Source organism: Heyndrickxia camelliae (assembly GCF_002844575.1).
Lineage (GTDB): Bacteria > Bacillota > Bacilli > Bacillales > Bacillaceae_C > Margalitia > Margalitia camelliae.
On the sequence record NZ_PIQO01000001.1, the window covers coordinates 188,867 to 211,515 of the forward strand.

The window sequence follows — 22,649 nt, forward strand, 5'->3', positions numbered from 1 at the left end:
CGCTAAATAAAAATAGAGGGGAGACACTCATAAGTGTCTCCCAAGCCATTATTATATTTTATTTTCAATTATTGACGGAAGCTACCGCCTAATTGTTGCTCAGCCATTTGAACAAGGCGTTTTGTGATTTCTCCTCCAACAGATCCGTTAGCGCGAGAAGTTGTGTCTGCACCAAGGTTTACACCGAATTCTGAAGCAATTTCATACTTCATTTGATCAATTGCTTGTTCTGCTCCAGGAGCTAGTAAGTTGTTAGAATTGTTGCTACGTGCCATAATTCTGTCATCTCCTCGTTGAAATTTTTTGGTTGGTTGGGTTAGCTGGATTTGCACCAGCACACAAATAAACTTGTGACCATCTATGGTATAACCCAATGTTTGTTTATGCTTGATGTGTGGCTGTTTGCTGCTTGTACTAGTATTATGTTTTTTTCTAAATAAAATATACAAGAAAATAAATAGGAAAATTATTCCGCGATTTCACTCCATTACAGAATGATTTATTGAAAGAATACACACCATAAATGTAAATAGTATTTTGAAAAAGGGTGATTCTTATGCAGTGGTGCGAATTATGTAACGGTGTTTCGGATTGGACGATTCCTTGTATACAATGTGGCGAAGAGATGGAGGATCAAGGGCGTATATATGATTATTATGATGACTATAGTCCTTATATGGAAATTGATATAATAAAATTAGAAGATGGTGACCCAACTAGTTCAAAACGACCTGAATGTGTACATTTGTTTAAATGCAGAGAATGCGGCTTTGATTATAAAAAAACCATTGAGTACCATTCAAATTAATAAAAAAGCAATCGGAAAAAACCGATTGCTAAAAACATATTTAGTAAGTAAAGGTATACTTGCAATTGTATAATTAACCTACATTCAATTCTGTTTCTGTATCAAAGAAATGCGCTTTGTTCATATCAAATGCTAAATCTACTTTATCTCCGATACGGATTTCGGTACGTGAATCAACTCTGGAAATAAATTCTTGTCCTTCAATTTGGGAATATAGCATTGTTTCAGCACCTGTTAATTCAGAAACTTCTATAGTAGCTTTAATTTTAGAACCTGGTGATGCATCAAGGAAAATAGGTTCGTCATGAATATCTTCCGGGCGAATTCCGAGTACGATATTTTTGCCTACATAGCCTTTTTCACGAAGAGTTTTCATTTTACCGTCTGGAACCGCAACTTTCACGTTATTTGATAGGATAAAGTTTCCGTCTTCCAATTTGCCTTTAAAGAAGTTCATAGCAGGAGAGCCGATGAATCCGGCAACAAACATATTAACTGGGTTGTCATATACTTCTTTTGGAGATCCGACTTGTTGGATTACTCCGTCTTTCATAATGACAATCCTAGTTGCCATTGTCATTGCTTCCGTTTGGTCATGTGTTACATAAATAGTAGTAGTGTTTAATCTTTGGTGTAATTTTACAAGTTCAGCACGCATTTGAACCCTTAATTTTGCATCTAAGTTGGAAAGTGGTTCATCCATAAGAAAGACCTTTGCATCACGTACAATGGCACGTCCTAAGGCAACACGTTGGCGCTGACCGCCTGACAATGCTTTAGGCTTGCGATTTAAATATTCTTCAAGACCAAGAATACTTGCAGCTTCCTTTACTCTCCGATCTATTTCAGCTTTTGGAACCTTTCTTAGTTTAAGACCAAATGCCATATTATCATATACACTCATATGTGGATAGAGCGCATAATTTTGGAATACCATGGCAATATCACGATCTTTCGGTGCTACATCATTGACACGTTTGTCATCAATGTAAAAGTCACCGTCAGAAATTTCCTCCAGTCCTGCAATCATACGAAGTGTAGTAGATTTTCCGCAGCCAGAAGGACCAACGAACACGATAAATTCCTTATCTTTAATATGTAGATTAAAATCCTTAACTGCTGTTACTTTATTGTCGTAAACTTTATAAACGTGTTCTAATTTTAATTCTGCCACTTTTATTCCCCCTCACTTTATTTATCTCTATAGTAAGGAAAGCCTTTTCATTTAGGTATGTACACTCTGCACAAAAATTCCGACTAGTTTTTCGGCACTTTTTTGCTTTCATTTTCCACTCCACCGTAATCAAGGCAAGCAAGGTAGGTGGTCAAAGCACCAAGAAAGCTTCTTATATCGATTCCAGTTCTTTCAATAAATTTATCAATCTTATACTGCAAGCTGTTCCGGTGCATAAAAAGCTGCTTGGCCGTTTGACTCGTATTGGAATGATTCTCTAAGTAAAGTTTAATTGTATTCCACAAATCTTTATCTTCATCAAAGGCTTGGTAAATTTGGGCAAACAAAAGCTTCCTGAAAGAGATATCCACCTTTTTAAGTGCGAAAAGAGGAAGGACATTCTCGAATGTATAAATTCTTTCCTTTGTCTTTTCTAAAAGAGCGAAGTCAAATAAATTTTTTTCTAACTGGTAAAGTCTTTTAAGTTGATAATCTAACGGACGGAATTGCCCGATGAAAAAATGAATGTTAAAGTAAAAATCTCCTTCAAAAGCTTGAATAGCAGAATAGAGCTCTTGGACAGTAAGTGCGAGAGGATGTTTACTTTCAATGATCATTCCTTCTTTCTGGGAAATGAAAATTGGAATGACGGGGTGTGAAAATATGTTATGAAAAGCTTCCTCAATATCCTTTAGTTCAAAATCTTCTTTATATCCTGAAATCGTATATTGAATAATCCGATATTCCACTTTACTGGATTCATTTGGTATTTCAGCTTCAGAACTATTTAAGAAATTATACCATTCCTGAGCTCGTTTTCCCTGATTTAATTGCGTCGAATTAGAGTTAACAGGGAAGAGACAGCTCATTAGCTCTAATTCCGGCTTTGAAATATCTGCTTCGGGAATTGCTATATAGCTATTTTCTGTTTCAATATAAAAACAATAATAATGGGGGAGCTGCAGCTGTGTAGGCTGTACAACGGCATTTGGATAATGCTCTTTCAATTGTTTTATCATATCAATACCTCGTTTTGTATTTCTTATGAATTATTGTATTAAAAATAAAAGAACCTTTCAAAAAATTTTGTGCACACAAAAAAACAACCCCGCTATCAGGATTGTTTTGAATACTCTAACTACACTTCGGTTGGAGGATCTTCCTCGAATAAATCAATTGCTTCTTCAATATTGGTGGAGTCTTGGCGCATATGAACAGAACCGCCGGACAACCCTTCATTAACTATTCTATCTACATCTAAATAAGCTTTGTCTTTTCCTTCATAATGTGTGTCCGGTAAGAACTCCGGATCCTTGAACATTGACATTGCAACCATCTCCTTTCGTGTTTAGTTTAAACATGGAGGGGATAGTTGCATTCATGTTTTAACTTGGTAAATAAATCCTGAATCTTGTGTGTTTGAGATTGAAATCCTTGATGCTACTTGCCGTGTTCCGCTTTTCTATTTGTCATATACGTGATAAAGCATAATCTCGTGGATTTGTTTTTTTATTTCGTCTTCATTTTCTGGATTAAATCTTTCTGTTTTCCACTCAATTTTTCCATCTGGGTGATACACTCCAGTAATTATTTGTTTCTGATAATAAAAGGAGAAGGACCAACCTGGCAAGTTATCATTTGAATATAAGGATTTGTATTGGAAATGTTGGATCAATAATACTAGCCCCCCTTGAATCTTGTTATATCCATTATATCGTATATTAAGAATTGGTGAGCTCGTAAAATAGCTGAATTAGTTTTGTCATTTTTTTTCTTTCAATTTCTGATTCATCAAATTTCATTGGTTTTGCATTCACCTCGAATATCCAAAGCTTTCCATCCGTATCCATACCAACATCTATTGAAAATTCTCCAAAAAAACCTAGATGATGGGAAAGAGACTTTCCGCATTCTTCTACAATGCTTTTAAAATCATGCACTAGTCGTCTATGTGTACTAATATGGAAAGGAAAGATTTCTCCTCCCTTAGAAACATGGGTTGTAATACCGTCTTTACTAGCCATTCTGACCCCAATGCCTGTGATTTTATACTGGCCATTCTCAAAATGGGAAAGGATACGAAAATCATACTTTTTTCCGTTGATTAAATCACTGTCGATTGCTTTTTGTGCAATATATGCCTGATTCAAACAATGATTTTCTAAGTAGCGAAGAAGCATTGGATAGGTTGTTAGATATTCAATTTTTGCATTCGTGCGAATTTGAAATTTATTATCTCTTACACGAGTTAATAATTTAATACCATTCCCTTGAGAACTTTTGGTAGGTTTTAAATATAGTCTTTTGTGTGATTGTAAAAATTCCCTAAAGGCACTGCTGTCTTTTTCGATAAGGATGGTTTCTGGTAATAAAGATTTTAGTTGATCATGTTGGGAGAAAATTTGGTGCATTAAAAATTTATCTATAAATCCTGGGTTAAAGAGGATAATATCGTTATTTTTAATCCATTGAACATGTTGTATAAAAGCTTCTTCCATTTCTTGTTTTCTGAATGAAATACGATTATAAACTAACTGTGGATAGGGAAAAGCAGCTTGAATCCATATCTCTTTTTCTGTACAATAACAGATTCCATTGATATAATCCTTTTCACAATCATCAAGGCTATAAAGAAAGGAAATTCCGCCTTGTTTTTGTAATTCTTTTTGAATACCGATATAAAGCTCACTGTCCCCGATTACCTCAGAACGTCTGTTTCGACTTATTAATATGCCTATCAGTGGACCAATCCTCATTTTATTTGTTTTCATTTTAAAAAGATGGAAAGGTGTGACATCTTCATCCAGACAAGGAAGTAATTCATCATTTTTCCCCCAAAAATATGGTCCATTCTTTTTATCTGTATGAATGAAAGTGTTCTTTTTGGGATGAAAATAAATTTTCATAAAAACAATTCCTCAGGTGTTTTCATTGCTTTTTCTGTTAAAAAAACGGCAAAGGATAAAGATAACTTCCTTGTTAAAACATCAAATTCCTTTAAATCCGGATGTTTAAAAATAGATCTTCCAGGCTTTGAATTTGCCTCAAATAGCCATATTTCTCCATTTGTGTCGATTCCAAAATCATATCCAATTTCTCCGATAATTCCTTCCATTTGTTCCTCAATAACAGACGCTAAATCAAGTGCAGCTTTTTCGAGTTTTTGTTTATATAATTGGTATTCCTCTTCATGGTCGAATACTTCTTCCATTGTTTTGACACTACCACCATTTTTAATATGTGTTGTAGGACTTCCTTTGCCAGCTACTTTAGCTGCTAGTGCACTTACTTCCCACTGTCCATCCTTGTTTTTATTAACATGAACCCTAAAGTCAACCGGATGATTATTAAACCGCATTAAAGTAATACCTTGCTGAACTACCATTCTTTCTAAATTTTTCTTTCCAAATATTTTTTTCATTAGTGCCTCTAATGATTTGAATTTCATTAAATGATTGGTTTGATCATGATATCGGCAATAATAGGCTTGCTCTTCCCGATGATATAAAAGTTGATGTACTCCTAAGCCTAAACTGCCATTCATCGGCTTTATATAGACATGCCCATATTTCGATAGCATCTGTTCGATTTGCGCAAAAGAAGAAAAAGGGAATGTCTCCGGTAAATATTTTTCAGCAATATCGCTTTGTAATAATCTTTCATATACATCCAATTTATTGAAGAAGCCCGGATTATACCAAGGGATTAGATAATCTTGACTCATCCTTTCCTTTACCTTTCTGGAAGACTGTAGTCTTTCGCTCCTTCGATTTGGCAGTCGGTCATATGTGACATTTGGGAAAGGAACTTTTCTTGTCTCCCAACCATTTTTCGTAAAGAAATACCCTTCAATCTTACCTTGCTCCCAGTTGATATGTTGTTCGCCAAACAAGAATGGGATGACCCCAACGGAAGATTGTACGGACAGAAGCTTTTCAAAAATAGGGGTTCTCTCTCCAATTGGTTTTATTTGATAAGGTGTAAAGCCGGAAGAAAAGATGCCAACGAGTGGTCCAATAACGAGAAGATCCTCTTGCTCGAAAAGATAGATAGAATTAATAAATTCCGGGAGTTCAAGTTTTCGTGCTAATCCTTTACTCATGGAAATAATATTTCGGCCATTGGGCTGCAACTCACATTTGGCTTCAATGATATTGGAGCCAAATGAAATTCTTTGTACAGGGTTTTGCCTTTTCATGCTCACAGGTAAATAAAGCTTTAAACTTGATACATCAAAAAACTCTATGTTATAGCGGGCAGGCATCGTCATTCCTCCTAAAAATCTTCAATAGGTGTTTTGATTTTTGTTGATAAATACTGACAATATGCAAGAGGTGCTTCATATAGAGCTTCCATATCATCGGGATTTGTTAAACTAATGATTTTTCTGCCTGGCTTAGAATTAATATCTAATATCCATATGGATTGATCTTTGGCAATGATAATATCAATACCAAGCTCAAATAGCGGATGGAACATGGATTCTAACTGTGTGGGAAGGATGGATAAAAGATCTAGAATTTCACTTTTTAAATAGTAATGGTTAAAATGAGTAGCTTCAGAGCACCATGATTCATAGGAACTCACACTTGCCCCAGCAGAAATATTTGTTAATAAACCATCTTTGCATCCAGTTCTAATCGCACGGCCTCTTTCACACCAATTTCCATTTTCATCTTTTTGTAATAAAAGACGTAAATCAAAGGGTGATCCATCCTTATTGATGTTATCTAACCTAGGCTGGATCAGGAAAATTTGCTTCGTAAGTAACTTCTCAAGCCAAATTTTTGCTTGCTCATGATTAGTGAATGTTTTCTCAATTAAATTTTTTTGCTTGGTTGTTTGAATTTTTATGGTGTTATCGACTAGCTTCAATCCATACACAGCATATCCATGTGCCCCGTTAATGGGCTTCAAAATAATCTCATTATGCTGCCTTAATTCAGCAATTACCTTTTCCGGACTGGAGGCTTTTTTAGTAATTGGCAAATAAGGAGCTATTTCCGGGCATTTTATAAGGGTTTCATATATTCTCCATTTGTTAGGCAAACCATAGCCAAGAAAGGTAATATCTTTTCTAGCCTTTAACCAGGAAACAATTGCTCCAGCTTCGGTAGACTTGCGATCCTCCCCATAGAAGCAGCGATCATAAAGAAATTCTGGAATAGGGTAATCTGAATTAATCCATTTTTGCAGTTCGTTATCATACTGTAGACCGTTTACTAGTAATGTATTGGGATTAATGGCTAAAGGAGAAAATAGATATACTTTGATTTTATATTGATTTGCATGTTTTGCTATTTCATCGAAATAAGCATTATTTTCATGTGGAATCAGTGTTAAGATTCCTAATGTTATCATCATGATGACTCCTTTCCTTCCAAATGTTATGACAATAACGAATAATGGCTTTTGCAGAAGGGCGAATTTGATTTTTGTCCGTATCCAATTTTTTAGATGGTTTTGCATTTACTTCAATTAGCCATGGATTTCCTTCTGAATCTACTCCGATATCAATTCCTAATTCAACAAATGATTCTTCAAAGGAAATTTCTACTACCTTTGAAACTTCAAGTGCTAAATCTTTCATTAGCTGGTAGGTGAGAGCAGCCTTTTTACCGGGAAAGCACTGAATTAAAAGCTCCATTGGGCGTAATAAGTTCCCACCTTGAGCGATATTGGATACAAATTGATCATCCCCTGACATTCGGCCAACAACAGATGTAATTGTCCAATCAACAGCATTCATCTTATGGCATAAAAAGCGAAAATCTATCTTTCTATTCTCGAGTTGAATTAATGGCAGAGTTTCTTGTATGATAAATGACTTTCCTTTAACCCATTTTCGTATGTCGGAGGCAGCTTCTTTTGCTGATGTGTATTGCAGTTTTATTTGATGAGATGAATTGGTTCGTTCTATCAGAATCTCATTGTATTGATGATAGGCATGGATGATTCCCCGCCCTTGGCTGCCATTGACTGGCTTAATAAATAGATCTTTATATTTATCCAGCCATTCAAGAAAAGTGGAGTGTTCATATAATGTGGTACTAGGTAAAAAAGCTTGAAGCTGTGTGGCAATTTGTAGTTTCTCATGAATTTCCCATTTTGAAATAAAGCGGGAATTAAAAAGAATCGAATGATTTTTATCCCATTTCATTAAGCTTTGTTTAAATAACTTCCCTTTTTCTGCTCTTTTTGAATGAATACGATTATAGATAAAATCAGGGCGCGGTATTGTAGCTTCTACCCAATTATTTTCCAGTAAATAATAGCCCTTATTGTTTCTGCTTTTAGAAAGAGAGGTAACGAAAATAACAGTACCGACTTGATTTCCATAATGGTGAAGCTCCCTGCAAAATTCATGAATGGTTCCAAAAAAAGGAGGCTGATCGTTTTTCCCTTTTATTTCTGTTAAAACAGCGATAAAGGGACCTAAACAAAGTTCATCTTTGATATATAATGCCTGTATGGTAAATGTTGTAGGAGGAAGTGCTAAATCTTGATAAAGTTTTTGGTTCATAATTAGAATTTGTTCTGTAGCTTCTTCCTTAGACAATATTAAGTCAGCTGTAATACATTTCTCTCCGATCCGAATTCGTATTGTTTTTTCGATAGGAATATGAAGATACTGCATCGTATATAAAGGCATTTGGATCATAGGTGTATGTTCCTCGAATTGATGTGATTCTTGCACGGTAACTTGTAATGTCATAGGCATTACCTCATTATAATTAATACAGTTTACCCGCTATTTTCAATTATTTGGGCTCTTGCTGATATCGTATGAATAGATTTCAAAAATGGTTCATTTCTTTTTTGTTCATCAAGAAATGCTTTTCGACTAAGCATGTTTAATTCTGTGTATGAATGCGAGTTTTTAATGTTTTTCATGTTGCCATTTCTATAGTACTTTCTAAATTTGGGTAGCAGATTGGATAGAACGCCCATACTTTGATATAGTGATAACAGAAACTGGAGGAGGTTTTTACATGGCATCAAATATTTATGATATCGCCTATGAATTAGAAAAAGCATTAAAGAATAGTCAGGAATATGCAACATTACAAGCTAAATATGAGGAAACTAGAATAGATCCAGCTGCCAAAAAGCTATTTGATCAATTTCGTAATATCCAAATGAAGCTTCAGGAAAAGCAAATGACGGGACAAAACATTTTACAAAATGAAGTGGAAGAAGCCCAAAGAGTTGCAGCAATGGTACAACAAAATCAAAAAATCGTTCAACTAATGGACGCGGAACAACAAATGAGTATTGCGATTAATGAAATAAATAAAATCATCATGAAACCGCTCGACGAACTGTACGGGAAAATGAGTCAGTAAAAACCTAAGCAAGAGTAGCTAAGAATAGTAACCATTAAATTTTGATTTTTTGGTTACTATTCTTTTCTGCCCCATCCCTATATCAAAACTAATCCATTTCAAAAAAGTTCTATCCTCTTCCAAAAACACATAAGTTTATACAAACAAGTGTTAGACATAAGTGGTGGATATGCTGCAAACGAAGAGGGGGAACATCTATGATTTATAAACTACTTGCGCTGAATATCGATAATACTTTGTTGAACAGCAATGGGCGTTTAAATAAAGCAACGAAGGAAGCAATTGAATATGCGGTTGAAAAAGGAATATACGTATCAATTGTTACTTCAAAAAATTTTTCTACAGCAAGTAGACTAGGGAATGCATTGAAAGTAAATGCACCATTAGTCACCCATCAAGGTGCATTTATTGCTGGTGAAAAGAGAAATCCCATTCTTGTGAAAAAAATAAGTGAGAACACAACCATGGACCTGGTCCGTTTTTTAGAAGCCTTTCATTGTCAAATTCGCTTAGTTCATGAAGACTTTACCCTTGGGAACAAGCGAAAAGTGCCCAGCAATTTAATGGGCAAAATTGTCTTCCAATCCTCAAACCGATATTCCTACTCAGAACAATATGTTGATTCCTTAGTGGAAAAATTGAAGGAATCGCCAGTAACCGCTCCAAAAATAGAAGTAATCTTCAATGATCTCGAGGATTTACATGATGCAAGGAAAGCAATTTCGGAAATGTTTCATGAAGTAGACTGTATAGTAAAAGATGATACAGAGATGGATATTGTTCCTGCCGGTTCATCGAAGCTTAAAGGGTTGTTATATGTATGTGATCATTTAAATATTGGCCGTGAAGAAGTGGTAGCCATTGGTTCCGGCTATGATGATAAACCATTGATAGAATGGGCTGGTCTAGGCGTTGCAATGGGAAATGCTTCTTCTGAACTAAAAAAATCTGCTGACTGGATAACCCGCTCTAATAATCAAAATGGAGTTTCGTACATGGTCAAGGAGCATTTTCGAAAACAACCGCCAATTGAGTTCTTGAAGAAAATGAATGTTATTAAATAATAGATTTGTAGAAGACAGGTACTAGTCAGAGGACCTGTCTTTAATTATGTAAACGAAACATAGGGCACAAGTTAATGTTGGTTTTGTTTGAATTTTATTCTGAAAGTCTCTAAAGGCCAAGAGAACGTGGGAAAGCCAGACAAATGTCCTTTAGATAGTATCTAAAGCCCAAAAGAGTGCGAAAAAGCCAGACAAATGTCCTTTAGACAGCGTCAAAAGGCCAAGAGAGCGCGGAAAAGCCAGACAAGTGTCCTTTAGACAGCGTCAAAAGGCCAAGAGAGCGTGAAATAGCCAGTCCATTGTCCTTAGTAAATAACATAAGCCCCCCAACTTTATTGAATCACCCAAAGTATTACCCGTAATAATGAAATAATGATGGAATTTTAAAAAAATAACATTTACGAATGAGTATTCATTCAGTTATCCTATTCATAGGGGGGATAAACATGAATGCAGTGTATGAAACAGTGGTTGTGAATTTGAATGAAGATATTGCAACGGTTACATTGAATCGTCCGGATGCATTGAATGCTTTAAATTCTGTGTTAATGAAGGAATTAAATCAAGCCTTACAGGAAGTATCCTTAAATGAAGCTATTAAAATCGTAGTGTTAAAAGGAGAAGGGCGTGCGTTTTCTTCAGGTGGAGACATAAAAGAAATGCTGCAGTTAAATGACAAAGACCAGTTCTTCTCGATTATGGAGCAAATAAATAGTCTTGTTACAACTTTTTACACAATGCCCAAGCTTACGATTGCAGCGGTGAATGGTGCAGCGGCAGGTCTTGGCTTAAGCTTAGCCTTAGCAGCAGATTATGTGATTTGTCAGGATGATAGTAAACTAGCAATGAATTTTATCGGGATAGGTCTTGTTCCTGACGGTGGTGGTCACTTTCATTTGAAAAGACGGATAGGGGAAGAAAAGGCCAAGCAATTAATTTGGGAAGGAAAGATATTAAATGGCAAGGAAGCGATGGAAGTTGGCATCGTAGATGAAGTAGTAGATGATATATACGCTGCGGTTCAGAAGCAAATTAATATCTGGAAAACGAAGCCAATCCTATCCATGATTGAAACAAAAAATATCTTCACAACCTTAAATAAGGATAGACTCTCTACCATTTTACAACTGGAAACAAATGCGCAGTGGAAAATGAGACAGACATATGATCATCAAGAAGGTATAAAAGCATTTGTGGAAAAAAGAAAGCCTCAATTTCTAGGAAAATAATAAATCGACCATGTGGGCCGATTTAGCGATGAAATAATAATAATTTGCCGGCTGGTGAGGTGCATCGATGTGTTTTTTCGAGTGCGCCTTTTTCTTTTAAAAGCGATTCTCCGAGTTTCTTAGCTTCGTTATCATTTTCTGCCTCAAAACTTTCATCCAATATTTTTTCTCCATTAGCTTCGAATGCTGTTAACTTGTAAATTGGCATGTATGTTCCTCCTTGTTGGAAACGTTTTCTACATTTTAACATAAATTTTATGTAAAATCGCTTTTAAATATCCTGTTTAAAAAAGAAATTGGACCTTCATTTTTCTAGTAATTTCTTTTATAATCCAAAAATTTGTTTATAATAAAATAGAGAACATATATTCGAAGGAGGTGCGTTCTTTTGGAGAATATAACATTTATTCATTGTGCAGATCTTCATTTGGACAGTCCATTTGTTGGCTTGCAATATATGCCGAAGGAAATTTTTAAAAGAATACAAGAAAGTACTTTCCGTGCTTTTACCAAGGTAGTGGACGCAGCCATTTCGAAGCAGGTTGATTTTGTTATCATTAGCGGTGACTTATATGATGGGGAAGACCGCAGTATCAAAGCACAAGCTAGATTGCGCAAACAAATGGAAAGACTTCAAATGGAAAATATTGATATTTTCGTTATACATGGAAACCACGATCACTTGGGCGGGGGATGGACAACCATTGAGATGCCCGAAAATGTCCATGTGTTTTCTTCTGATGTAGAGACATTCGAGTACATAACAAATAAAGGTGTGAAGGTCCACTTATATGGCTTTAGTTATCCGGAAAGACATGTAAGAGAGAGCAAAATGGACCAGTATAACAAAACACCTGGAGCGGATTTTCATATTGGTATTCTTCATGGGCATTGTGAGGGGGGAAGTACATACCATCAACCCTATGCTCCGTTTTCAATCGGGAATTTACTAGAAAAGGAAATGGATTATTGGGCACTTGGCCATATTCATAAGCGGCAAATTTTACATCAGGACCCTTACATTGTGTATCCTGGAAATATTCAAGGTAGAAATTCTAAGGAACAATCTGTGAAGGGATGTTTTGCTGTTACCTTGTCCAAACATGAAACTAAATTAGAATTTATTGAAACCTCTGATATTGTTTGGGAATCCGTTACTGTTTCGGCGAAAAAATACACTTATTTTCATGAATTGTTTTTAAAATGTAAAGAGATGATGGAAAACATTCGCAAACAGAATCAGGCAGTTCTACTCCGCTTGGAAATAGTGGATGCGGCGAATTTAGAAATAAAAGCAATCGAAAAAATTTCAAACGGCGAATTAACAGAAAGTCTTCAGGATGGAGAAGAACAGGAAGAAAATTTTGTTTGGACTTATGATTTAAAACATGATAGAACCATGAAGGATGGAAATTTTTTAAGTGAATACCAATCGTTTAAAAACGAATTAGATAGTACGTTAGCTTTATTAAGTGATAATGATATTTTCGAAGAAGCGGTCGGTGAATTGTATTCACATATCAAAAGCAGCAGGTATTTAGACCGTTTTTCTGCTGAAGAGAAGACAGAGCTTCTAATAGATGCAGGTCAAATGCTGTCACAGTTATTAAGTTCAAAATCATAGCAGGAGGTGAAGAAGATGAAGTTGAAAGAAATCTATATATATGGTTATGGGAAGTTAAATGATTTTCATTTTCCGTCTGGTACCTCCTTGCAAGTGATATATGGAGAAAATGAAGCTGGTAAATCAACGCTAATGTCCTTCATTCATAGCATATTGTTTGGGTTCCCGACAAAACAGCAATCAGAGCTCCGCTACGAACCGAAAAATAGCGGGAAATATGGCGGAAAACTAGTGTTGGATACGAAACATGGAGAAATTACGATTGAACGAATTAGAGGTAGAGCAGCAGGAGATGTAACGGTTACCTTCGCGAATGGTACGGTTGGAAGTGATGAGCTTTTAAATGAACTCCTAAATGGGATGGATAGACGCATGTACCAGTCTATATTTTCTTTCAATATCCATGGGATTCAAGATGTTGGGCGAATGAAAGGCGAGGATATTAGCAAATATTTATTGGCTGCTGGAACGTTCGGAACGGATACTTTAATGAATGTGGAGCAGCATTTGCAAAAGGAGCAGGATGCACTTTTTAAACCGAATGGCCGCAAACCTGAACTAAATCAATTGCTGGACCAGTTAAAGCAAAAGGATGGGGAATTGAAAAAAGGGAAGAAACAGAATGAATCCTATACCCTTTTAAAACAGCAAGCTTGGCAACTGCAACAAGAGATAGAAAGGTTGCAGGGGCAAATACATAACTATCAAGAAAATATTCAATCCTTGAACCAGCTTATTCAGGATTGGCCACTTTATCAGGAAAGAATACAAATCAAACAGCGTTTGCAGGAAATAGGGGAAATCACTTTTCCAATGGATGGATTAAGCAGATTAGAGCATTTAGAAGACCAATTGCGATCCGTCACCAGTTATTTAAACACCATTCAGGAACGGAAGAAGGTGCTTGAAAATCAACTTGCAGCAGTCAACCCTAATCTAAAAATATTAGAAAATGAATCTGACATTCAGCTCATCGTAGAAGCTTGGCCGCAAGCACAAGCGTGGCAAGAACAAATGCAAAGATTAGAATTTGAAATAGAAAAAATGGATGACCAGATGAAAAGGCTGGCTAGGGATCTTCATTTTACCGATATCGATATTCATCATCTTAGCTCCATTGATTTAGGAATTGGTATGAAAGATCGTATAAAACTAGCATCGAAAGATTATCTAGCACTAGCCACTCGTGAAAAGGAATTATTAAAGCAAAAGGAGACAGAGGAAAAGAGGTTAGAAGAGATTGAATGGAAAGTGGAATCCATTGAAAATAAGCTTATTCCAGAAGACGAGTTTCGCAGGCTTTCAGAAAAACAAAAAAAATATAATCGTTTGGAACCGGAATACCAACATGTGAAGGAACAAATCCAGATGTTGAAATGGACAAACGGGAATAAGCAATCGTTCATCTATGGATTCCGTCTTATATTATCTATTCTTCTTTTATCTTGCTTAATGGTATATAGTTTCCTGTCCAAACAAAACATTCTTGTGATTTTCTCTTTAATAGGCATTATCTTTCTCTCCGTTTCTTCTTGGTTAGAGAAAGGAAAGCGAAAGAATTCTTCCAATGAGCTTTCAAAATTAATGGAAAGAGAAAAGAATATATTGGAACAATTGGGAGAGCTAGAAAAAAATGCGGAACAATCGGAAATATATAACGAACAATTAGATTTAAGACAGGAATGGAAGGAGCTGCTTCTTCAGTTTGAAATGCAGCAAAACCGTGTGGAAAGTATTCATTCCGCTTTAGAACATTGGAAATTAGAATGTAGAGAAAAAGATGAAATTCTTAGCAATATCAAAAAAGACCTGCGGTTGCCTAGTCATTTTTCATCTGAACAACTGCCGGAGGCCTATGATATTTTAAAAGAACTTTCAAAGACCCTCCTAAGTAAAGAGCAAAAAAATAGAAATTTTAGTATCGTAAAAGCTAAATATGAGGAATGGGTTAATAAGGCAGAGGAACTGGCAAAAAATGAATTAGAGTCCTCGTTACCAATTAGTGAAGCGGTTATACGGATAAAAAATGAATGGAACAGAGCAAAAGAAAGCCGAGCAAAATACAGAGAAATTTCCGTAAAGCTTGATGAATTAAAAAATGATGAACGAAAATGGTCTAATGAAAAAGCAGCATTAAGTCAAGCAATGGAAGAATTGCTGCAGGACGCTAATGTGAAAGATAAAGAGGATTTCCGCAAGAAAGCGAAAGAATATAGGGAATTTCTGGAACTTCAATCCAATCTTGCAATGCTAGAGAAAAAAATAAATTCAAATGCATTCACCGATTTGAAAAAAGATTCTAAGGATGAACTTGAAATAGAAAGGCAAAAATTTGTGGAACTTGTTCAAGCAGACTCCAAAAGACTAAAAACCCTTCATAAGGAGTTCGCACAAGTAAATTATGAAATTGCCATATTGGAAGAAGGCGGAACCTATACGCAAAGACTCCACGAATTTTACCAGACAAAGGAGCTCTTTAATCAAAAAGCAAGACAATGGGCAAAAGTAGCGATAGCAAAGCAGATGTTAAAACTAACGATGGATCGCTTAAAAAAGGATCGTTTTCCAAAAGTGATGGAAAAGGCGGAAGAATACGTTCAATTGCTAACAAATAAAGAATACATTCATATACATTTGCAAGAAGACGGAAAATTTATGGTAGAAAGAAGAGATCGTGTCATCTTTGCTCCGGAAGAATTAAGTCAGGCAACGGCAGAGCAATTATATGTCGCTATAAGGTTTGCCCTTGTTTACATACTAAAAGAGGAATATCCTTTTCCCATCATCATAGATGACAGCTTTGTAAACTTTGATCAAAAGCGAACCAACAAAGTGATAGAATTATTAAAGGAAATAAGCAATACGAATCAGGTGCTGTTTTTTACCTGCCATCAGCATCTCTTACAAGAATTTTCTCAGGATACAGTAATAGATTTAAAGGCTTCCCTGCATAAAGTGGAGGCGATTGGATAATTTTTTAACCATACTAGCTATACAATATATGGTATACTCGTTGTAAATCAAAAGAAGAGAAGCGGGGGTATAAAGATGACCAAAGGACTTATGGAATTTGAAGTCGGAGAACAAATAGAAATGTTTTTGTTGGTGAAAACATGCACAAAGGGCATTGCAAGCAATGGGAAACCCTTTTTATCACTAGTCTTGCAGGACCGTTCTGGAGATATTGAAGCAAAACTATGGGATACATCTGAACAGGATGAGCAGACTTATAAGGCAGAAACTATTGTGAAGGTGAACGGAGATGTCCAAAATTATCGTGGTCGTCTGCAATTACGAATACGGCAAATTCGTCCTGCATATCCACAGGAAAATGTTCAAATCTCAGACTTCGTAGAAACGGCACCGCTTAGTCAAGATGAGATGATGAGTCAAATAACACAATATATTTTCGAAATGAAAAACCCGAATCTCCAAAGAATTACGAGACATTTATTAAAAAAATATAGTAATGGATTCCTGGTCTATCCTGCAGCAACGAAAAACCATCACGAATTTGTTTCAGGACTTGCATACCATGTTGTATCCATGTTAAATCTAGCAAAAGCAATTGCGAATTTATACCCTTCATTGGATAAGGACTTATTATATTCCGGCATCATCCTTCATGATCTTGGAAAAGTAATAGAGTTATCAGGTCCAATTTCGACTACTTATACAGTAGAAGGAAATCTATTAGGTCACATTACGATAATGGTGAATGAAATCGGGAAAGCGGCAGACGAGCTTGATATCCATGGAGAAGAGGTGATGGTGCTCCAGCATTTAGTATTAAGTCATCATGGAAAATTGGAATGGGGAAGTGCTAAGACTCCGATGATCAAAGAAGCGGAGATTCTGCACTATATTGATAATGTTGATGCAAAGATGAATATGTTGGACCGCGCACTAAGACATGTGAAACCTGGAGAATTTTCCGAAAGAATATTCGCCTTGGAAAATCGTTCTTTCTATAAACCTACTTTTCATAACTAAATAATTTTCAAATAGAAACCGAGTAAACTCTTATTTACTCGGTTTCTATTTGAATAACAGTGGTAATCAAAATAATGGAACCAGAATCCGTAAATAAATCCGAAATTACTTCGAATTGTCACAGACAACGGAATGGGAAACCGTTCAACGCCAATTACTCATTTTCAATTCTTTTAGTCGAATTATCCAAAATCCTGATTCTATAGGCATTAAGAGCAGTTTCTCCTAACTGATCTAATAAATTATAGTTTGCATATGCCCCAACTACCGCTCCAATTCCTGGCACTAGCTGCAGCATTTTTATGAAATCTATATGATCACGATACTCTTCCTGTAAAATCCGCCAATCCACATCCATTAAATGGACTTTTTCTTGTTCCCAATTTTCAATGATCGATAGCACGTTTCTGCGGTGTTCATCACTTGAAAATGCCAATTGAAATATATTTAAGATAAATAATCTTTCTTCATATTTGGATGTATCATAACCATGAATAGCAGCTGCTTCAAATAAAAATTTCATTTTGATAGAAAGCAGTAATGGAAAATCAGCAAGGCCGAGTAAAATACCACCGGCGCCTGTGCCTGCGCCTTCCACAGCTGCTGCTCTTTTGTATACTCCTAGTTTTTCATTAATCAGCTTTTCTTTTTCTTCTAAAGATAAAGCGGTAGTGTCACGTTTTTTTGTTAAAAAATCCGAACCGAAAAGTGTTGTTTGAATCATTTTTTTTATACTTTCCGTAATCAATTGGTGGGCTTTTTCCGGAATAAACTGATTCAACTTACCTTGCGCTTTTTCGGTCAAGCGTTTTACCATACTTGATCTCTTTATTAATTTCCGCTTCCAAATTTCTACTTCTGAACGTACCTTTGTTTCGTAATCCATAAGTGATTCCCCTTTAGAAGCTAATATGAATGCATATCAAATTTTTTCAACCGTGATGGTATATAAACTTTAACTAATAGCAATACAAACACAACGCTGATGAGCAGGACAAGTATTCCATTTACCCAAGAACTGCTAATCAAAGCAAGAACACCAAAAACAACTGCTTGAAGCATTAGGACAACTGAAATAACCCTTATAAAAGCGCCATTTTTCAGTTCTTTTGAAACCGGGTAGAGGTTTAGCCATATTTTCAATTCATGGTAACGTACCATTGGGATAAGCTGAAATCCGGTTAAATATAAAAACACGACGGCTACCCCGATCATTAAATAGCGCTGATCACTGAATAGCAAGATTAGTCCGCCGATGATGGTTAAGCGAGCGAACAATCCAAAATATTCATTTGTTCTGGCAAAGGTTCTCGCAAATAAATAACGATACGTATTTTGCTGCCCATATTTTACCCTATTAAGAATAGGGTCTAACCATTTACGGCGCTTTACTTGCCCTTTCAAATGGGGAACATCCGTAAACAAATTCGCAAAGCGATAAAATCCCGTCAATCGTTTTTCTTCCTTATCAATTAACAAATCCCACTTGATTGTTTTTTTCTTTGCCATTCGCTGGAAGTATAGATATACAGCTATATAGATCAATATAACGACCGCAAGATACCAAAAAGGTGCTTTTTCAACCAATAGAAGAACAAATATAGTGTTTAAAATAAAGCGAATAATCCAATCAAAAAATTCTACTTGTCGCTCTCTAAATTTCAGTACATCCCAATGCATGTGAAGGTTCCAATATTTTATAATCCACAAGATGATTAAATAGAAGAAAAAGGTTCGGAAACTGCCTCCGGTTGCGTGCACATACATTGGCATTAAAACGGCAAGCACCATTAATAAAATATATGCCTGAATAACAAAACTTAGTGTTAACGCATTACGAAAGTATGTATGCAGCTTAGTCTCAAGAGGCAATAAGAAGACTTTATCCGCGTTTTTAAGCAAAGTGTAGATTGGACTAATCGTCAAGAAAAGTCCTAAAATAAGACCCATAACCCAACCGATGGGAAAATCCTGATTAAGCGTTTTTACCCATGTACTGTAATAATATGCCCCTCCGCTTAAGGCGAAAATCGCAACAAACAATAGATGGTCATTAAAAATGTATTTTAAATACTTGCGCATTTCGATGGTATATAGCTGCAGCCTTTCTTTCCAAAGGTTGTCAATTTTCTTCATCTGAATCTTCCTTTGTTAACTGAATATAAATATCATCCAATGATGCTCCCGGCATATTAAATTGCTCTCTTAATTCTTCAAGTGAACCTTTTGCGCGGATAATCCCATTATGCAGAATGATGAATCCATCACAATAACGTTCAGCAGTTGCTAATATATGAGTAGACATTAAGATGCCTGCACCGTTTTCTTTCATTTTCTTCATTAAATCGAGCAAGGATTGAATACCGAGTGGATCGAGCCCCAGAAATGGTTCATCAATAATATATAAATCAGGTTCAACTAAAAAGGCGCACATAATCATCACTTTTTGCTTCATACCTTTTGAAAAATGCGCGGGGAACCAATTTAATTTTTTATCAAGGCGAAATTCCTTTAGTAATGGTGTAATGCGTTGACTATATGTATTTTCATCAATTCCATAGGCCATGGCGGTGATTTTTAAATGTTCATCCAATGTTAATTCATCGTAAAGTATTGGAGTTTCAGGAATAAATGAGAATTCCTTTCTGTATTCGTCTGGCTGATCATGAAGGGATTTTCCATTAATTTGAATCGACCCTTTTTTTGGTTCCATCAACCCGATGATATGTTTAATGGTTGTACTTTTCCCAGCTCCATTTAATCCGATAAGACCAATAATTTCTTTATGGTTAATGGAAAATGAGATATCCTTTAAAACTGGCTTTTTTGTGTAACCGCCAGTTAAGTTCTTTACTTCAAGCAGAGACATGTGAAACGTCCTTTCCTTCATAACTTTATTCTTATAGGTATTGTAACATTAACCGTGACCATAGTTAAAAAAGAACTGCGCTGTTCACTAAAATGAAAAAAATTGTATATCTCTCTGAAAACTGCGCATTATATTATCGAAGGGGATTTACAAAAACTTATAACGGGGTGGTTGTTAAAGACCGATATCCGTAATATAAGCTGATTAGGAAGAAGTCTTCAAATGACGACAACGGATTTACACCAACTTATAAAATGAGGTGTTTGTCGAAGATCGCTTACTGTTTTAAAAGCATATTTATGACTTTTAAACAATAAGGGGATGATCACGTTGAACAAAGGTCATTTACTCCACTAGCTTTGTAACACATTCATCGAAAAAATGAGGTGTTTATCAAAGGCTGATTAGACGATAACCTAAATCTTTAAATACCCGATTCGAAGCGCTAATTGCACTCATCGGTATGCAGATGAGCAAGGTGCCTGCTTGCATTTTTCTAACTTCCAACTCCCGCCGTTTCCCTGTATAATAAAGAAAAAGTAGAAAGGTGGAGTAGCTGTGACGGATTGTATTTTTTGTAAAATTATTAACGGAGAACTTCCAAGTGCAAAAGTGTATGAGGACGAGCATGTTTTTGCTTTTCTTGATTTAAGTCAAGTAACAAAAGGACATACACTTATTATTCCGAAAGTACATAAAAAAAATGTATTTGAATTAACTCCTGAAATTGCGGGACATCTGTTCGAAAGAGTGCCGAAAATTGCGAATGCACTTAATGCTGCATACGAACCAATTGGTATGAATTTATTGCAGAACAATGGTGAATTCGCTGGCCAGTCCGTTTTCCACTTCCATATACACCTAATTCCTCGATATGGCAAAGGAGATGGATTTGGCGCAGTTTGGAAATCCCATCAGGACCAGTACAGTTCAGAGGATCTTCAAAAAATTGCAGGTGAAATCTCTAATCATATTCAATAATAAAATCAAAAAATCCTGCTGAAATGCAGGATTTTTTGATTACCCGAAGATAATTCAGCCAAACCCGAAGATAATTCAGCCAAACCCAATTTTTTCCGTTTATTAATGAAAAGATCTGTGTTAGAATAGTATAAACTTTCGCTGCTGGCAATGAGTGCACAGCAGGAGAGGAATAGATGAGATAGTATGAGGAGAGATGAGAAAAATGAATACGAAGAATCTTGTTAGCATGGCCCTGCTTATTGGGATAGGCACTGTGCTGCACACTATTATTCCTGGCATTATCTTTGATATGAAGCCGGATATGATGTTAACCATGATGTTCTTAGGGATTATGTTATTTCCTGAAAAGAAAAATGTCCTTTTATTAGGTGTATTGACAGGGATAATTTCAGGCTTGACATCAAGTTTTCCTGGAGGACTCGTCCCAAATATCATTGATAAATTCATAACATCCTTTGTTTTCTTTGGAATTTATCTGGTATTATCCAAAAAATCCTATTCTGTTATTAAATCAATTGTCTTAACGGTTATTGGAACCATTATTTCAGGTACAGTATTTTTAACATCCGCATTACTTCTAGTTGGCCTGCCTGGTCCTTTTGCAGTAATGTATGTAACGGTTTTAGTGGGTGCATTGCTAAATGCGGTTGCCATGGCAATTCTGTATCCAATCGTACAGACGATTTTAAGAAGAACGCATGTCATCAAAAACGCTTAATATAGAAATGAATGGCCCCAATTTATGGGGCCATTTTACTTGAAAATCCACATACATATAAAACCTACTAGACCTAAAACTACTCCACCAAATCCCATCCACTTAATTCTGTTTTTTAATACCCTTTTAGGCGGGTAGAAACCAGGTTGCAAATACTTTAAAACATTAAAGACTGCTCCAGCCAATAAAATAATACTAAAGATAAAGAAGAAAAATGTGATTGCCCCCATCCCCTTCCTCGTATTTACCATAAGAAAGCCCTATCTTTACAATATGCTGCTCCATTACTTGTCATGAATTATATTACAAGATTGAGAGTGATATATTTTTCTTTCTATTAAACATTTTGAATAATAAGAGAAAATTTTCGATGTTTTTTTGTATCTGTTATAATATAAAGAGTAGAACAAATAGAGGTGAATAGAATGAATAAAAGGACTTTAACTTATGGATTTCTTTTTGGCAGTATTGCAGGCGCCATAACCGCTATACTTGCAGCTCCGACTTCCGGGAAAGAGCTCCGGTATCAAATAAAGGAAGCAACTGATGAATTTGCGGAAAATTTAAAAGACATTCGATTGAATCTTACTCGTTTAAAAAATTCATTTTCTAAATTAACTGGGGAAGGCAAGGAAATAGCCATAGAAATTATTCATGATATAAAAACATCTATAAATGAATGGCAGAAGGATATTGAGCCAGCCAAGCAATCACTTTTCAATGAATTAAAGGAAATTCAAAAAACCATTGAAGAATTAGAATTAAAGACGAATAAAAATGCCTAAAAAACTCCGTGTAAATGGAGTTTTTTAATTATTTTTCTCTGTTTCAAAAAATTTT

Annotated in this window: 24 protein-coding genes; 10 read left to right on the forward strand and 14 right to left on the reverse strand. The window is 35.7% G+C overall.

The window, feature by feature from the left end; translation table 11 throughout:
- Window positions 1-68: 68 nt before the first annotated feature.
- Window positions 69-275, reverse strand: a complete 207-nt coding sequence (locus CWO92_RS00910) for an alpha/beta-type small acid-soluble spore protein (RefSeq protein ID WP_101352306.1) — start codon at window positions 273-275, stop codon at window positions 69-71.
- A gap of 281 nt (window positions 276-556) precedes the next feature.
- On the opposite strand from CWO92_RS00910, the gene CWO92_RS00915 reads away from it, so the two are divergent.
- Window positions 557-808, forward strand: a complete 252-nt coding sequence (locus CWO92_RS00915; protein ID WP_101352307.1) for a hypothetical protein — start codon at window positions 557-559, stop codon at window positions 806-808.
- A 73-nt stretch (window positions 809-881) separates the two neighbouring features.
- Here CWO92_RS00915 and CWO92_RS00920 read toward each other — a convergent pair whose 3' ends face one another.
- The 8 genes from CWO92_RS00920 to CWO92_RS00955 all read right to left on the reverse strand — a co-directional run bounded on the left by CWO92_RS00920 (window position 882) and on the right by CWO92_RS00955 (window position 8,697).
- A complete protein-coding gene (locus tag CWO92_RS00920) occupies window positions 882-1,982 on the reverse strand; it encodes an ABC transporter ATP-binding protein (protein ID WP_101352308.1) in 1,101 nt (366 codons plus the stop codon).
- 83 nt (window positions 1,983-2,065) lie between these two features.
- Window positions 2,066-3,001 (reverse strand): PucR family transcriptional regulator, encoded by a 936-nt coding sequence (locus tag CWO92_RS00925; protein ID WP_101352309.1) that lies wholly within the window; start codon window positions 2,999-3,001, stop codon window positions 2,066-2,068.
- 119 nt (window positions 3,002-3,120) lie between these two features.
- Window positions 3,121-3,309 (reverse strand): hypothetical protein, encoded by a 189-nt coding sequence (locus tag CWO92_RS00930; protein ID WP_437177491.1) that lies wholly within the window; start codon window positions 3,307-3,309, stop codon window positions 3,121-3,123.
- 135 nt (window positions 3,310-3,444) lie between these two features.
- Window positions 3,445-3,657 carry a YheE family protein gene (locus CWO92_RS00935; protein WP_101352310.1) on the reverse strand — a complete coding sequence of 71 codons (213 nt, stop codon included), beginning with the start codon at window positions 3,655-3,657 and terminating at the stop codon, window positions 3,445-3,447.
- Window positions 3,658-3,703: 46 nt separating this feature from the next.
- Window positions 3,704-4,888 carry a YheC/YheD family endospore coat-associated protein gene (locus tag CWO92_RS00940; protein WP_101352311.1) on the reverse strand — a complete coding sequence of 395 codons (1,185 nt, stop codon included), beginning with the start codon at window positions 4,886-4,888 and terminating at the stop codon, window positions 3,704-3,706.
- Window positions 4,885-6,246 carry a YheC/YheD family endospore coat-associated protein gene (locus tag CWO92_RS00945; RefSeq protein ID WP_101352312.1) on the reverse strand — a complete coding sequence of 454 codons (1,362 nt, stop codon included), beginning with the start codon at window positions 6,244-6,246 and terminating at the stop codon, window positions 4,885-4,887. The genes CWO92_RS00940 and CWO92_RS00945 overlap by 4 nt, the downstream gene beginning before the upstream one ends.
- A gap of 11 nt (window positions 6,247-6,257) precedes the next feature.
- Entirely contained in the window at window positions 6,258-7,343 is a 1,086-nt protein-coding gene (locus CWO92_RS00950) for a YheC/YheD family endospore coat-associated protein (RefSeq protein WP_235851542.1), read from the reverse strand.
- Window positions 7,306-8,697, reverse strand: a complete 1,392-nt coding sequence (locus tag CWO92_RS00955) for a YheC/YheD family endospore coat-associated protein (protein ID WP_158175797.1) — start codon at window positions 8,695-8,697, stop codon at window positions 7,306-7,308. The genes CWO92_RS00950 and CWO92_RS00955 overlap by 38 nt, the downstream gene beginning before the upstream one ends.
- A 277-nt stretch (window positions 8,698-8,974) precedes the next feature.
- Between CWO92_RS00955 and CWO92_RS00960 the strand changes: the two genes are divergently transcribed.
- From CWO92_RS00960 to CWO92_RS00970, 3 genes are all read left to right on the forward strand, one after another.
- Window positions 8,975-9,328 carry a YlbF/YmcA family competence regulator gene (locus tag CWO92_RS00960; protein ID WP_101352315.1) on the forward strand — a complete coding sequence of 118 codons (354 nt, stop codon included), beginning with the start codon at window positions 8,975-8,977 and terminating at the stop codon, window positions 9,326-9,328.
- A gap of 197 nt (window positions 9,329-9,525) precedes the next feature.
- Window positions 9,526-10,392 (forward strand): Cof-type HAD-IIB family hydrolase, encoded by an 867-nt coding sequence (locus CWO92_RS00965; protein WP_101352316.1) that lies wholly within the window; start codon window positions 9,526-9,528, stop codon window positions 10,390-10,392.
- Between the two features lie 446 nt (window positions 10,393-10,838).
- Complete coding sequence (locus CWO92_RS00970; RefSeq protein ID WP_101352317.1) at window positions 10,839-11,621, forward strand: enoyl-CoA hydratase; 783 nt, start codon at window positions 10,839-10,841, stop codon at window positions 11,619-11,621.
- A 22-nt stretch (window positions 11,622-11,643) separates the two neighbouring features.
- On the opposite strand, the gene CWO92_RS00975 is transcribed toward CWO92_RS00970, so the two are convergent.
- The gene (locus CWO92_RS00975) at window positions 11,644-11,829 is read right to left on the reverse strand and encodes a YhzD family protein (protein ID WP_101352318.1); all 186 of its coding nucleotides are present in this window, start codon (window positions 11,827-11,829) and stop codon (window positions 11,644-11,646) included.
- Window positions 11,830-12,009: 180 nt separating this feature from the next.
- On the opposite strand from CWO92_RS00975, the gene CWO92_RS00980 reads away from it, so the two are divergent.
- The 3 genes from CWO92_RS00980 to yhaM all read left to right on the forward strand — a co-directional run bounded on the left by CWO92_RS00980 (window position 12,010) and on the right by yhaM (window position 17,238).
- A complete protein-coding gene (locus tag CWO92_RS00980) occupies window positions 12,010-13,245 on the forward strand; it encodes a metallophosphoesterase family protein (RefSeq protein WP_165786586.1) in 1,236 nt (411 codons plus the stop codon).
- Between the two features lie 15 nt (window positions 13,246-13,260).
- Window positions 13,261-16,218, forward strand: a complete 2,958-nt coding sequence (locus CWO92_RS00985) for an ATP-binding protein (RefSeq protein ID WP_101352319.1) — start codon at window positions 13,261-13,263, stop codon at window positions 16,216-16,218.
- Between the two features lie 75 nt (window positions 16,219-16,293).
- Window positions 16,294-17,238 (forward strand): 3'-5' exoribonuclease YhaM, encoded by a 945-nt coding sequence (gene yhaM, locus CWO92_RS00990; RefSeq protein ID WP_101352320.1) that lies wholly within the window; start codon window positions 16,294-16,296, stop codon window positions 17,236-17,238.
- A gap of 154 nt (window positions 17,239-17,392) precedes the next feature.
- On the opposite strand, the gene CWO92_RS00995 is transcribed toward yhaM, so the two are convergent.
- From CWO92_RS00995 to CWO92_RS01005, 3 genes are read right to left on the reverse strand one after another with little or no spacing between them, the layout of a single operon-like run.
- Window positions 17,393-18,124, reverse strand: coding sequence for an EcsC family protein (locus CWO92_RS00995; protein WP_101352321.1), 732 nt, complete (start codon window positions 18,122-18,124; stop codon window positions 17,393-17,395).
- A gap of 20 nt (window positions 18,125-18,144) precedes the next feature.
- On the reverse strand, window positions 18,145-19,374 hold the full coding sequence (locus CWO92_RS01000; protein ID WP_101352322.1) for an ABC transporter permease: 1,230 nt from the start codon (window positions 19,372-19,374) through the stop codon (window positions 18,145-18,147).
- A complete protein-coding gene (locus tag CWO92_RS01005) occupies window positions 19,361-20,107 on the reverse strand; it encodes an ABC transporter ATP-binding protein (protein ID WP_101352323.1) in 747 nt (248 codons plus the stop codon). The genes CWO92_RS01000 and CWO92_RS01005 overlap by 14 nt, the downstream gene beginning before the upstream one ends.
- 558 nt (window positions 20,108-20,665) lie before the next feature.
- Here CWO92_RS01005 and CWO92_RS01010 point away from each other — a divergent pair.
- Both CWO92_RS01010 and CWO92_RS01015 read left to right on the forward strand, forming a co-directional pair.
- Window positions 20,666-21,088, forward strand: coding sequence for an HIT family protein (locus CWO92_RS01010; RefSeq protein ID WP_101352324.1), 423 nt, complete (start codon window positions 20,666-20,668; stop codon window positions 21,086-21,088).
- A gap of 205 nt (window positions 21,089-21,293) precedes the next feature.
- Window positions 21,294-21,809, forward strand: a complete 516-nt coding sequence (locus CWO92_RS01015) for a tryptophan transporter (RefSeq protein ID WP_101352325.1) — start codon at window positions 21,294-21,296, stop codon at window positions 21,807-21,809.
- A 35-nt stretch (window positions 21,810-21,844) separates the two neighbouring features.
- On the opposite strand, the gene yhzF is transcribed toward CWO92_RS01015, so the two are convergent.
- Complete coding sequence (gene yhzF / locus CWO92_RS25815) at window positions 21,845-22,039, reverse strand: membrane protein YhzF (protein ID WP_101352326.1); 195 nt, start codon at window positions 22,037-22,039, stop codon at window positions 21,845-21,847.
- 195 nt (window positions 22,040-22,234) lie between these two features.
- Between yhzF and CWO92_RS01025 the strand changes: the two genes are divergently transcribed.
- Window positions 22,235-22,594, forward strand: coding sequence for a YtxH domain-containing protein (locus CWO92_RS01025; RefSeq protein ID WP_101352327.1), 360 nt, complete (start codon window positions 22,235-22,237; stop codon window positions 22,592-22,594).
- Window positions 22,595-22,649: the final 55 nt, after the last annotated feature.